The following is a 12,325-nucleotide window of genomic DNA, read 5'->3' on the forward strand; positions in this document are numbered from 1 at the left end:
ATACTACTTTCTTTTATACAAAGGTACCGAAGAGCAGGCTTCGCCGTACATAAGAGACTTAACAACAGACTGTAACTTACTTGTTGCCAGAAGATAAGCATTTGACGGAACAGGTTTATTGCTACACCCCTTAATAATCACCATTTTATCTTTAAATTCCGAAATTTCTAGATTGGAAAGGGTTTCGGTGTACAAAACAGTCTCCAAATCCTCTAAGGAGCCTTGAACACACTTTTTGGCAAAGGGATGTAGGTGTGTAGCCAATAACATATATGCCCAACCCGGCACAATGGCATCGGTAGAACAATGTAGGGCCACATAGGCATCTTGATATTGAGACCAATCATGCTCCGCCGCACGGGACCGAAAATCCTTTTCCTTTAAAAGAAGTCCCTCAAACAGCCAGTTCGAAATATCAAAAAGCACACGCCTCCCCTGAACATAGTAATCTTCCAAGTTAAACGTAACCAATTTGCTCTCGGCTACCCTATTGATGATTTCGTCAGACATAATCAACTTTTATAACAAGCCTAATTCCAATTTAGCCTCTTCACTCATCAAATCTTGGGTCCATGGGGGATCAAAGGTAATCTCTACCTCTGCATCGCTTACCAAATCCAAAGATTTCACCTTCTCCTCGACCTCGGCAGGAAGTGATTCCGCAACGGGACAGTTAGGAGAGGTAAGGGTCATTAGAATTTTAACCTCATTTTCTTCGTTCACAAAAACATCGTAAATCAACCCTAGTTCATATATATCAACAGGAATTTCAGGATCGTATATCGTTTTGAGTACGGTTACTATTTTTTCGCCCAATTCTTGGCTATCTACTGCTATTTCTTCGCTCATGTTCCTTAGATTAGTTCTTTAAAAATTCAGGTAGGTCACCCATCGGCCCACTACCTAGTTCAATTGAGTTTGGTACGCCACCGCATACAACTTCAATTGTTTTATCATGCTTACCAGACCATTGGCCCTGGTAGGCGAAAGGTGCTCTTTCAATCCGATTTCGTCAATAAAATCGGTATTGGCGTCGATAATATCCTGTGGTTTTTGGTTGCTAAAGGCGCGAATCAAAATAGCGATTATACCTTTCGTTATAATTGCGTCGCTATCAGCGGTGAACACCAATTTATCATCATCGAGTTCCGCATGTACCCACACTTTGCTCTGGCAACCTTTGATGATATTGTCATCGGTCTTATATTTCTCGTCTATGAGCGGCAAGCTCTTGCCCAATTCGATCATATACTCGTAGCGCTGCATCCAATCATCAAACATTGAAAATTCGTCTACTATTTCGTCTTGTATTTCCTTTATCTGCATTATCGCTATTTTCGGTAAAAATACAACAAGTATCTATGGATTTCAATACTTTAAGAGAATGATAACTCCCCAAGCTATTCCAACATTGCTTTTGCGCGTGCTACAGCCTCGACCAAGGTATCTACCTCATCCTTGGTATTGTAGAAACAAAAGCTCGCCCTTACCGTACCGGGAATCCCGAAGAAATCCATTATAGGCTGGGCACAATGGTGGCCCGTACGTACGGCAACCCCCAGCTTATCTAAAATAGAGCCGATGTCATAGGGATGTAGCCCTTCAATATTAAAGGATATCACCGACGTTTTGTTTTTGGCCGTTCCGTAAATTCTAAGTCCCTCTATCTTCAGAAGTTCTTGGGTAGCATATTCAAGCAGGCCGTGTTCGTATTCGGCAATAGCATCAAAACCGATATGGTTCATATAATCAAGAGCGACACCAAAGGCGATGCCTCCACAAATATTCGGCGTTCCGGCCTCAAACTTATGTGGCAGATCGGCATAGGTCGTTTTTTCGAAGGTTACTTCGGCAATCATCTCTCCACCTCCTTGATAGGGCGGTAACTTATTCAGCCATTCTTCCTTTCCGTAGAGCATACCTACACCGGTAGGTCCGCACATTTTGTGGGCCGAAGCCGCGTAAAAATCGACATCTAGCTGTTGCATATCCGCTTTAATATGGGGAGCCGCTTGTGCCCCATCAATTAAAACAGCAGCGCCGACCACATGTGCCTTATCTATAATTTCCTTGATAGGGTTAATGGTACCCAATGCGTTCGAAATATGGTTACAGAATACCAGTTTGGTCTTATCGGAAAGCAATTCATCATATACCTCCATCAACAACTCACCCTCCATATTCATCGGGATTACCCTTAAAACAGCACCCGTTCTTTCTGCCAACATTTGCCAAGGCACGATATTAGAATGGTGCTCCATCGCCGACACCAGTATCTCATCACCTTTTTTCAATAAGGTGGTAAACCCGTTGGCAACGATATTAATACTGTGCGTTGTACCTGAGGTAAATATAATCTCGTACGAATTTTTCGCATTGAAATGCTTCTGGATTTTCTGCCGTGCTATTTCATACTTATCAGTTGCTTCTTGCGAAAGCGCATGTACCCCCCGATGTATGTTGGCATTGTAATTATGGTAGTAATCTACTATAACATCTATAACCTGTTGAGGCGTTTGTGATGTAGCGGCATTGTCTAAGTATACCAAGGGCTTCCCGTTCACTTCTCTTTTCAGAATGGGGAAATCCTCTCTTATTTTATTTATATCTAACATAGTCGATCTTCTTAGATACAAAGATACCCGATCGTAAAAACAAATCGGGTATAAGAAGAATTCTATTTGTGTTTTGACTGCTTAAAACCTCAAGCCCCGCCAACTTTTAACCGGCTAATATCGTTTTTAAGACCAGACTGCTTTACAGAAGCATTATCCTTGTATTCCGTATCCCCATGTTGACAAATAGAATCGTGTTGCATCAGCACTAAAAAAATCCAAAAAAGAACGGCACTCCTAAAGTGCCGTTAAATAATTTCCGTAATTATAATATCTTACTAAAAAAAGACGTAGAACCTTTTACAGATCAAAACCAAGGTTAACCCCTAACTTTTTAGCTATCAATTTATTGATCCGCGTTTTAAGCTCAGGGATGCGTACACTCTCCAAGACATTATTGGCAAAGGCATACATTAACAAGGCTCGCGCTTCTTTCTTAGGAATACCACGGGATTGCAAGTAGAACAAAGCGTCTTCATCCAACTGCCCTATGGTACAACCGTGGGAGCACTTTACATCGTCGGCAAAAATCTCCAACTGTGGCTTGGTATTGATCGTTGCCTTGTCGCTTACCAAAATATTATTGTTCTGTTGAAAGGCATTGGTTTTCTGTGCAATCTTATCTACGATGATCTTACCGTTAAAAACCCCTGTGGAATTATCCCCGTAAATACCTTTATAATCTTGGTGACTTTCGCAATTGGGCTCTATATGGTGTACTAGGGTATGATGGTCAACGTGCTGCTTGTCCCCCAAAATGGTAACCCCTTTCATGGTAGAATCGATATACTCGCCATTCTGATAGAAATTGAGGTTATTACGGGTCAATTTGCCCCCAAAAGAAAAGGTGTGCACCTTTACCACGCTCTTGTCTTTTTGATCGATATAGGTATTATCTATCAAGGAAGCCGAAGGTGCATCGTTCTGGATTTTATAATAATCGACAATGGCGCTTTTGGCCGCAAAGATCTCGGTAACCGAATTCGTCAAAACTTCGTTGGAAGTCAAACTCTGGTGACGCTCTATAATTTGAACTTCGGCGTTTTCTTCAGCAATGACCAAGTTTCTAGGCTGTAACAAAAGGGAAGCCTCGTTACCTGTGGCGAAATGAATAATTTCGATAGGCTTCTTAGGCATTTTGTTTTTTGGGATGTATATATACGCCCCTTCCCTACTGAAGGCCGTGTTCAAACTTGTAAGCGATTCGTCTTTAGAGGCTACCTTATTGAAATACACATCGATAACGGGCCTGTACATGGGCTTGGTAAGCGCTGCGCTCATCAGGCAGATATCTACCCCATCATGGGTTGTCTCGGAAAGATAAGAGCTGTAAATACCGTCTACAAAGACAATTTTATACGAATCGACTTCGTGTAAAAAGTACTTTTTAACGTTTTTATACTCAAGGGTATTTTCTTCTCGTGGAAAAATGCTGAAATCTATCTTTTGAAGACTGTTCAAGGAAGTGTACTTCCATGCCTCCTCCTTTTTGCTGGGGAAGCCTTTGCGTTCAAAATTCTTCATGGCCTCGGTTCGAACGTCGTGCACGGGGTGCTCGATATCTACGTTGTTTTCGAAGGCCATAAAAGATGATATCAATTTGTCTTTTAAATCCATATTTTCTAATATTTAGCAACAAGCACAAAGTATAAAGTCCCTTGTCCTCTTTACTAGGTACTTCCGTACTATTTTAAACCGCGGCCTCTTGCTTTAACCAATCGTACCCTTTTTCTTCTAGTTCCAATGCCAATTCCTTTCCTCCGGACTTAACAATTTTACCATTGTGCAATACGTGGACAAAATCGGGAACGATATAATCTAACAAACGCTGGTAGTGCGTAATCACTATTACCGCATTGTCTTTACTCTTTAGCTTGTTCACCCCATTGGCTACAATGCGAAGGGCATCGATATCCAAGCCTGAATCGGTCTCATCCAAGATGGCCAATTTAGGCTCTAGCATAGCCATTTGAAATATCTCGTTTCTTTTCTTTTCCCCTCCGGAAAAACCTTCGTTCAATGAGCGCGACAAGAACTTACGGTCAATTTCCAAAAGCTCCGATTTTTCGCGGATCATCTTCAACATCTCGTTAGCGGGCATATCGGCAAGACCTTTGGCCTTTCTAGATTCGTTTATGGCGGTTTTCATAAAGTTGGTAACGGAAACCCCTGGAATCTCAACAGGATACTGAAAAGAAAGGAAAACCCCCTTATGGGCGCGTTCTTCAGGAGAAGTTTCTTCCAAATCCTCACCTTCCAACTGCACGCTGCCTTCGGTTACCTCAAATTCCTCTTTACCCGCAATAACAGATGCCAAGGTACTTTTTCCGGAACCGTTAGGCCCCATTATGGCATGAACCTCACCGGCTTTCACCTCAAGATTGATCCCCTTTAATATTTCTTTGTCCTCTACACGGGCGTGTAAATTTTCTATTTTAAGCATTTTACGAATCTTATTTATTATTCAAATATAAACTGCATTTGGCAAGATTAACCTACCGAGCCTTCTAAACTAATTTCCAACAATTTTTGGGCCTCTACGGCAAACTCCATAGGCAACTTGTTCAATACTTCCTTACTGAACCCGTTTACGATCAAGGCTATGGCCTTTTCGGTGTTGATTCCCCTTTGGTTACAATAGAAAATCTGGTCTTCACCAATTTTACTAGTGGTCGCCTCGTGCTCTATTTGGGCCGTCTTATTCTTCACCTCGATATAGGGAAAGGTATGGGCCCCACATTCGTTGCCCATTAAGAGCGAGTCGCATTGTGAAAAGTTTCGCGCATTCTCGGCACGGCTGTTCACTTGTACAAGTCCCCTATAACTGTTCTGTGATTTTCCGGCCGATATACCTTTGGAAATAATGGTACTACGGGTATTTTTACCCAAGTGTATCATTTTGGTACCGGTATCGGCTTGCTGATAATTATTGGTAACGGCAATGGAGTAGAATTCCCCAATGGAGTTATCGCCTTTCAATATACAAGAAGGATATTTCCAGGTAACCGCGGAACCGGTTTCCACCTGTGTCCAAGAAATCTTAGCGTTTTTCTCGCATAGCCCCCTTTTGGTCACAAAGTTATAAACGCCCCCATTTCCTTCCTTATTCCCGGGGAACCAATTTTGTACCGTTGAGTATTTTATCTCGGCGTCATCTAGTGCAATAAGCTCTACGACCGCGGCATGCAATTGATTTTCATCCCTTGACGGTGCCGTACAGCCTTCTAGATAACTCACATAACTTCCTTCATCGGCTATGACCAAGGTTCTTTCGAACTGGCCCGTACCCGCTTGGTTGATCCTAAAATAGGTAGATAGTTCCATAGGGCAACGTACGCCTTTTGGAATATAACAGAAAGAACCATCTGAAAATACGGCCGAGTTCAAGGCGGCGTAAAAATTATCTTTCTGAGGGACTACCGAACCAATATATTTTTTGACCAGCTCGGAGTGCTCTTTGATTGCCTCCGATATGGAACAGAAAATTATCCCCTTTTCGGCCAAGGTCTTTTTAAAGGTAGTGGCCACTGAAACGGAGTCCATAACGATATCCACCGCAACACCCGCCAGTTTCTTTTGTTCGTCGACCGAAATCCCTAACTTTTTAAAGGTGTCCAACAATTCGGGATCCACCTCGTCCAAACTATCGTATTTGGGCTTTTTATTCGGGGCCGAATAGTATGATATCGCCTGAAAGTCGGGTTTCGTATAATTGACGTTCGCCCATTCGGGCTCCACCATTTCTTTCCAGTGTTTAAAAGCTTCCAAGCGCCAAAGCGTCATCCATTCGGGCTCTTCCTTCTTTTTTGAAATGGCGATAACGATCTCTTCACTCAATCCTTTCGGAAAGGTATCGGAATCGATATCCGTATAGAAACCGTACTCGTACTCCTTGGTTTCAAGTTCTTTTTTTAGTTCTTCTTCTGTATATGCCATCTTTTCCTGTTAACCAATTACCCGGAGTAATTGCATAAATATTTCGTTTTTTTGCTTTTCGCCCTATAACGAAAAACTCTCACCACAGCCGCAAGTACGTTGTGCGTTCGGATTGTTGAAGACAAAGCCTTTTCCGTTGAGTCCGCCCGAATATTCCAAAGTGGTGCCCACTAAATAGAGAAAACTCTTTTTATCAACGATAATACGTACTTCGTTATCTTCAAAAACCTTGTCGGTCTCCCCCATTTCCTTGTCGAAATCGAGTTCATACGATAGGCCACTGCAGCCCCCGCTCTTGACGCCTACGCGAACAAAGTCCTTAGAGGCATCAAAACCTCCTTCGGTCATCAAGTCGATCACTTTCTTTTTCGCTGTCTCAGATACTTGAATCATAAGCATTTGGATTTAATCTAAATAGTTCACAAATATACGGTATTAGTAGGGTTTTACCATAAGAACTAACATTATTATAACGCATATCTACATAAGCATTTTCTATAGTTGCCTCAAAATTTGCACATTAAGCAAAAGACAGGCTTCCCACTACCAATACACTTATTATATTCTATAATAAACAAGATTATTGAAGTATTTTCGAAACTACCATAGCCCAAAACCGTTTTTGCTTTACAATAAAGCATAACGATTCTACCAGACTGTGCCCAGAAAGATATTTATTGCACGCTATTGCCTTAAAATTAGGTCTATGAAGATTTTCATTCTTACTTTTGCAAAATGTTAGAAGATAAAAATCCACAACGTACATCTTTGGAAAAATTGGGTGAGTTCGGACTCATTGACCATTTGACCAAAAATTTCGAAATAAAACACAACTCGACCTTAAAAGGGATTGGCGACGATGCCGCGGTCTTTGACCATAAGCAGCAGACGGTATTGACCACCGACTTTTTAATTGAAGGCGTACATTTCGACCTGAGTTACATGCCCCTAAAACACTTGGGCTATAAAGCGGTAATGGTTAACCTTTCCGACGTATACGCCATGAATGCCAAGGCGACCCAAATTACGGTCTCCTTAGCCGTTTCCAACCGTTTTCCGTTAGAGGCCCTAGAAGAACTCTATGCGGGTATCGCCCTTGCCTCCAAAGTATACAATGTAGACCTCATCGGAGGTGATACGACCACCTCAACTTCGGGCATGCTTATCAGCATTACGGCCATAGGCGAGGCTAAAGAAGAGGAAATCACATACCGTAGCGGCGCAAAACCAAACGATCTTCTTGTAGTGAGTGGCGATTTGGGAGCGGCCTATATGGGACTGCAGGTTTTAGAGCGGGAAAAAGAGGTCTTTAAAGTGAATCCGAACAACCAACCTGACCTTTCGCCCTATTCATACATTGTAGAACGTCAGCTTAAACCGGAAGCGCGAAAAGATATCGCCGAACTATTGAAGCAACTCGATGTGCTACCGACGGCCATGATAGATATAAGTGACGGACTTTCTTCGGAAATTCTCCACCTCTGTAAAAACAGTAAGGTCGGATGCAATCTGTTTGAAGAGAAAATTCCATTAGACCCAACGGTAATAACCACATGTGAAGAATTTAACATAGATAGCACCATGGTCGCCCTCAGCGGAGGCGAAGACTATGAACTCTTATTTACCATTGCCCAAAACGATTTTGACAAAATTAAAGGAAATCCCAACCTGACCGTAATCGGACATATGACCGAAGCCAGTGAGGGAGCACACCTGGTTACAAGGGCCAATACCAAAATAGAATTGACCGCCCAAGGCTGGAATTCGTTCAAATCAAACGATTAAACCTTTATGAAAAGGCATAAAAGCACTGTAAAATGGGGACTACGGTTTTCTGTTTTCACCCTGGTTCCACTTTTCTTTTATGCTTGCGCATCGGTACCTAAACTATCGGATGAGACGGAAAGTATGATCAAGGAAGTCATGCACCAACCCGTGCCCGAAATGGTTAAGGGCCATACCGGTTACGCGATTTCGAACGGATGGAAAGTGTGGTACGAAAGAATTCCTCCCCAAACCACCAAGAAGGGGAGCATTATCTTGGTCATGGGGGCGGCCAATGACGCATTGAGCTGGCCTTCAGACTTTATCTCGAAATTTAACGATGCCGGTTATGAGGTAATCCGTTACGACCACAGGGGAACAGGACTGACCGAACGCCTAAAAAAAACGGACAAGCACTACTCCCTTACCGACATGGCCCACGACCCTATCGCCATTCTTGACAGTCTGCATATAGAAAAGGCCCATATTTTAGGGGTTTCCATGGGAGGTATGATCGCACAGGTGGCCACTATTCAAAATGAAGGACAGTTTGAAACTTTGACTTCCATAATGTCATCGGCCGATCTCTTCGACAACTCACTACCCACCCCATCTGCCGAAGTGCTGCCCAAAATGATCAGTGCCGTACTGAAATACGGTATTTTCGGAGGCAAGAAAAGCCAAATAAAACTACAGTTCGTTCACAAGAAGATTCTAATGGGTGAAGCTACCGGCGATATCGCCAGCCGAGAGCTTGCCGAAGCGGCCTTGTACACCATAAAGAAGCGCAGCGGATACCATTTTATCGCGGGCAGGCAACACCAAAAAGCTATTGAAGGCTCCGAATCGAGATACACGCCCTTATCACAACTGAAGATTCCGGTACTGGTCGTCCATGGCGAACAAGATCCCGTCATACCTATGGCCCACGGCAAAAAAATGGCTTCGATCATACCAAATGCCGATAGTCTTTGGATTGCGAATATGGGCCACGACCTACCAGAAGCAAAAATGGACCTAATATGCGATAAGATTTTAGGAAGAATGGAAAAGAAATAATGCGTAATATTCTGACTAACAATAAAATACAAACAGATTCCGTACAATATAAAAACAAAAAATTCCCGAAAATAAAGGACATACCTAACTTGTACTGTTGTGGGGCGAACGACAGTGGAGAACGAGGCTGTTTCCTAAATTTCCGGAAATAAGTTTAAAATCCCGATACCTTTTAAAGCTCAGGATTTCGGTGCCAAAGCATAGTTAAGCGGCATGCTCTGCTGCCCTATGTCTTTTCTGAAATATATTTTCTAAAGTTTTATTGATGTCTTGCAGTTCTGGGGTAAGCGTCGAGAGATTACCACTTACATCCGTTGTTACTTGCTTGCCACAATGGATACATTTATACTCTTTAATGTGTAGGGTTACTTTCTTAGACACCGTGTAATGATGCCCGAATAAACTGCAAAAAAACTTCTTCATGATTTGTAGGTTTTAAAACGCATCATCGGTTTTTGGGAAACCGCTTACTGCAAAAATTTGGGTCTAATATTAAAAGTGTTTCCAATTACTTTATTACATCAACGCGCACCTATCTTTTTTTATTGGATGCTATGCTATCATTGCACGATTTTTTCGATGAAATACATTTTTTTCGATAAACGGAGCACTAAAATGGGTGTAGCCATCATTTGTTATCAAGTGAATTTACGGTATCTTTCCACGATTTTTTCACTAAAAAACCCACATCACGATTTAAGGACTTCCATTCGTCAATTTCGATGAACAACCACCCTTTTTTCGATGAAGTGCCAAGCAAGCAATGGATAGTTAGCCATGAGGCACCTTAATATTTTCGCGCGATGGATCTTATAAAAAAGGAAACCAAAGAGGTTCTGGTAACCGCATTTGCCCTATTCTCTTTATTCTTTGGGGCGGGCAATCTCATACTACCTCCCTTGCTAGGAAACCAATCGGGCGATCTGTGGTGGCTCGTTGCCTTGGGTTTTTGTGCCTCGGCCGTACTCATTCCCATTATGGGCATCATGGCACACGCCAAGCTTCAGGGCACCATATTCGATTTTGGCAAGAAAGTGTCCCCCACCTTTAGCCTTGTCTATTCGTTGTTGATTTACGCCATCTCCATTAGTCTGCCCTCACCTCGAACGGCAGCGGTTACCCATGAAATGGCAATCGAACCTTTTTTCAACACACCTCCCCTACTCACCAGTATTGTCTATTTCTCCCTAGTATTCGTATTCGTTATCAATCGCTCAAAAATTCTGAATATTCTCGGGAAGCTTTTAACGCCGGCCATTATCCTTATTTTGTTCCTTATTATAGGTACGGCCATTTTATCCTATGATTTTGCATTTGGTGAAACCGTATTTCAAAATCCGTTTTCAGAAGGTATTCTTGAGGGCTATCAGACTTTTGACGCCATAGGTGCGGTAGTAGTGGGCGGCGTGATCATCATTTCGATCAACCTAAGAAAAAAAGAGGCCTCCTATGAAGAAAAGAAAGTGCTCATCAGGCGCTCAGGCTGGTTGGCAGGCTTAAGCCTCTTTCTAATTTATGCCGGACTCATTGTTACCGGGGCACTTATGCACGGTGAATTTAGTGCCGATATTTCACGTACCGCCTTATTGGGCGGAATCAGCACCAAAACCTTGGGCGGAACGGCCAATTGGTTTTTAAGTATTTTGGTCAGTCTTGCCTGCTTTACTACCGCCGTAGGTATAGTAACGGGAACGGCCGATTTTATCAAGTATCGTTTTCACGATTCCCAAGCCGTATATTTAGCTACGGCCATACTAGGTTGTATTTTAGGAATAGTGATGGGCCAATTTAATGTGGGCTATATAATTGCGGTAGCCCTGCCTGCCCTTATGTTCATCTATCCGATTACTATTGTGCTCATTCTTTTAAATATAGTACCAGATAAATTGGCTTCCAAAAAGGTATTTCGGGCCGTGGTTTTTACCACCATTCTGTTTAGCGTTCCCGATTTCTTGGGAAGCATTGGCTTTACCGAAGCCTTATCGTACGTACAAAGATTCATTCCTTTGAGCACCTATAGCCTAGGATGGGTATTACCGGCAGGGGCTGTTTTTACACTGGTCAATATGCTCGATAAAGAACAGACCTAAAACTACCCCTGCCGGCTTCACCACTTAAACTATTTTCAGTAAGCTATTCCGCTATCTCTGGGGAAAGCGCTTTGTAAACGAGTCCCGCCAGCACGGCACCAACGATCGGGGCCACCCAAAACAACCACAGTTCACCCAAGGCCCAATCGCCCACGAATATCGCCTGGCTCGTACTGCGGGCCGGATTTACCGAAGTATTGGTAACCGGTATACTAATAAGATGGATCAAAGTCAAACAAAGGCCGATGGCCAATCCCGCAAAACCTCTTGGGGCCTGTGTATAGGTAGAACCAAGAATTACGAACAAGAAGATAAAGGTCATCACCACCTCGCACACCAAGGCCGCCATCATACTATAGCCTCCCGGGGAGTGTTCGCCATAACCGTTAGCGGCAAAGCCGCCAAGTTCAAATCCGGGTTGCCCGGAGGCAATAACATACAAGATACCTGCCCCGGCGATACCACCCAATACTTGGGCTACGATATAAGGCACCAAATCTTTTATATCGAAACGCCCACCGATCCATAGACCAATCGATACTGCCGGATTCAAATGGCAGCCCGAAATATGGCCTATGGCATAGGCCATGGTCACCACCGTTAGACCAAATGCGAGGGCCACGCCCACAAAGCCAATTCCCAATTCAGGAAAACCTGCAGCCAATACTGCGCTTCCACACCCCCCTAGAACCAACCAAAGGGTACCGATAAATTCTGCTACTAATTTCTTCATTTTGAAATGTTTAGTTAATGGTTATACATAAGTACAACCCTAAGGTAGCAAAATTTTAAGTTTATTTTTGTAAGTTAAAGATTACTTTTTTGTGAAATGATGTACCTCTCCCTTCTCAATAGAAACAT

At 42.9% G+C, this 12,325-nt stretch carries 13 protein-coding genes; 3 read left to right on the forward strand and 10 right to left on the reverse strand.

The features are described 5' to 3' along the window. Window positions 1-3: 3 nt before the first annotated feature. The 8 genes from BW980_RS00795 to BW980_RS00830 form a co-directional block, all read right to left on the reverse strand. Window positions 4-510 carry a DUF2480 family protein gene (locus BW980_RS00795; RefSeq protein ID WP_076453075.1) on the reverse strand — a complete coding sequence of 169 codons (507 nt, stop codon included), beginning with the start codon at window positions 508-510 and terminating at the stop codon, window positions 4-6. A 9-nt stretch (window positions 511-519) separates the two neighbouring features. Further along, a complete protein-coding gene (locus tag BW980_RS00800; RefSeq protein WP_013993205.1) occupies window positions 520-849 on the reverse strand; it encodes an SUF system Fe-S cluster assembly protein in 330 nt (109 codons plus the stop codon). A 54-nt stretch (window positions 850-903) separates the two neighbouring features. Continuing rightward, window positions 904-1,326, reverse strand: a complete 423-nt coding sequence (locus tag BW980_RS00805) for a SufE family protein (RefSeq protein WP_013993204.1) — start codon at window positions 1,324-1,326, stop codon at window positions 904-906. A 74-nt stretch (window positions 1,327-1,400) separates the two neighbouring features. Beyond that, window positions 1,401-2,615, reverse strand: a complete 1,215-nt coding sequence (locus BW980_RS00810) for an aminotransferase class V-fold PLP-dependent enzyme (protein WP_076453076.1) — start codon at window positions 2,613-2,615, stop codon at window positions 1,401-1,403. Window positions 2,616-2,915: 300 nt separating this feature from the next. After that, window positions 2,916-4,232, reverse strand: coding sequence for a Fe-S cluster assembly protein SufD (gene sufD / locus BW980_RS00815; protein ID WP_076453077.1), 1,317 nt, complete (start codon window positions 4,230-4,232; stop codon window positions 2,916-2,918). Between the two features lie 73 nt (window positions 4,233-4,305). Further along, a complete protein-coding gene (gene sufC, locus BW980_RS00820; protein WP_076453078.1) occupies window positions 4,306-5,058 on the reverse strand; it encodes a Fe-S cluster assembly ATPase SufC in 753 nt (250 codons plus the stop codon). Window positions 5,059-5,105: 47 nt separating this feature from the next. Then, entirely contained in the window at window positions 5,106-6,551 is a 1,446-nt protein-coding gene (gene sufB / locus BW980_RS00825; RefSeq protein ID WP_076453079.1) for a Fe-S cluster assembly protein SufB, read from the reverse strand. A 63-nt stretch (window positions 6,552-6,614) separates the two neighbouring features. After that, window positions 6,615-6,944: a HesB/IscA family protein gene (locus BW980_RS00830; RefSeq protein ID WP_046287834.1), complete on the reverse strand. Its 330-nt coding sequence runs from the start codon at window positions 6,942-6,944 to the stop codon at window positions 6,615-6,617. 342 nt (window positions 6,945-7,286) lie between these two features. Here BW980_RS00830 and thiL point away from each other — a divergent pair, with 342 nt between their 5' ends. Further along, a complete protein-coding gene (thiL, locus tag BW980_RS00835) occupies window positions 7,287-8,336 on the forward strand; it encodes a thiamine-phosphate kinase (protein WP_076453080.1) in 1,050 nt (349 codons plus the stop codon). Between the two features lie 6 nt (window positions 8,337-8,342). After that, window positions 8,343-9,374 carry an alpha/beta fold hydrolase gene (locus BW980_RS00840; protein WP_076453081.1) on the forward strand — a complete coding sequence of 344 codons (1,032 nt, stop codon included), beginning with the start codon at window positions 8,343-8,345 and terminating at the stop codon, window positions 9,372-9,374. A gap of 204 nt (window positions 9,375-9,578) precedes the next feature. On the opposite strand, the gene BW980_RS00845 is transcribed toward BW980_RS00840, so the two are convergent. Further along, complete coding sequence (locus BW980_RS00845; RefSeq protein ID WP_038236978.1) at window positions 9,579-9,797, reverse strand: hypothetical protein; 219 nt, start codon at window positions 9,795-9,797, stop codon at window positions 9,579-9,581. A 380-nt stretch (window positions 9,798-10,177) separates the two neighbouring features. On the opposite strand from BW980_RS00845, the gene brnQ reads away from it, so the two are divergent. Beyond that, window positions 10,178-11,464, forward strand: coding sequence for a branched-chain amino acid transport system II carrier protein (gene brnQ, locus BW980_RS00850; RefSeq protein WP_076453082.1), 1,287 nt, complete (start codon window positions 10,178-10,180; stop codon window positions 11,462-11,464). A 43-nt stretch (window positions 11,465-11,507) separates the two neighbouring features. Here brnQ and aqpZ read toward each other — a convergent pair whose 3' ends face one another. Beyond that, on the reverse strand, window positions 11,508-12,197 hold the full coding sequence (gene aqpZ / locus BW980_RS00855; protein WP_076453083.1) for an aquaporin Z: 690 nt from the start codon (window positions 12,195-12,197) through the stop codon (window positions 11,508-11,510). Between the last annotated feature and the right edge of the window lie 128 nt (window positions 12,198-12,325).

The sequence above is a fragment of the Zobellia uliginosa genome, from assembly GCF_900156625.1.
GTDB classification, from domain to species: Bacteria; Bacteroidota; Bacteroidia; order Flavobacteriales; family Flavobacteriaceae; genus Zobellia; species Zobellia uliginosa.

Excerpts from the sequence above, each read along its gene's own strand:
- BW980_RS00795 (WP_076453075.1), bottom strand. The coding sequence starts at position 510 with ATGTCTGACGAAATCATCAATAGGGTAGCCGAGAGCAAATTGGTTACG.
- BW980_RS00800 (WP_013993205.1), bottom strand. The coding sequence starts at position 849 with ATGAGCGAAGAAATAGCAGTAGATAGCCAAGAATTGGGCGAAAAAATA.
- BW980_RS00805 (WP_013993204.1), bottom strand. The coding sequence starts at position 1,326 with ATGCAGATAAAGGAAATACAAGACGAAATAGTAGACGAATTTTCAATG.
- BW980_RS00810 (WP_076453076.1), bottom strand. The coding sequence starts at position 2,615 with ATGTTAGATATAAATAAAATAAGAGAGGATTTCCCCATTCTGAAAAGA.
- sufD (WP_076453077.1), bottom strand. The coding sequence starts at position 4,232 with ATGGATTTAAAAGACAAATTGATATCATCTTTTATGGCCTTCGAAAAC.
- sufC (WP_076453078.1), bottom strand. The coding sequence starts at position 5,058 with ATGCTTAAAATAGAAAATTTACACGCCCGTGTAGAGGACAAAGAAATA.
- sufB (WP_076453079.1), bottom strand. The coding sequence starts at position 6,551 with ATGGCATATACAGAAGAAGAACTAAAAAAAGAACTTGAAACCAAGGAG.
- BW980_RS00830 (WP_046287834.1), bottom strand. The coding sequence starts at position 6,944 with ATGATTCAAGTATCTGAGACAGCGAAAAAGAAAGTGATCGACTTGATG.
- thiL (WP_076453080.1), top strand. The coding sequence starts at position 7,287 with ATGTTAGAAGATAAAAATCCACAACGTACATCTTTGGAAAAATTGGGT.
- BW980_RS00840 (WP_076453081.1), top strand. The coding sequence starts at position 8,343 with ATGAAAAGGCATAAAAGCACTGTAAAATGGGGACTACGGTTTTCTGTT.
- BW980_RS00845 (WP_038236978.1), bottom strand. The coding sequence starts at position 9,797 with ATGAAGAAGTTTTTTTGCAGTTTATTCGGGCATCATTACACGGTGTCT.
- brnQ (WP_076453082.1), top strand. The coding sequence starts at position 10,178 with ATGGATCTTATAAAAAAGGAAACCAAAGAGGTTCTGGTAACCGCATTT.
- aqpZ (WP_076453083.1), bottom strand. The coding sequence starts at position 12,197 with ATGAAGAAATTAGTAGCAGAATTTATCGGTACCCTTTGGTTGGTTCTA.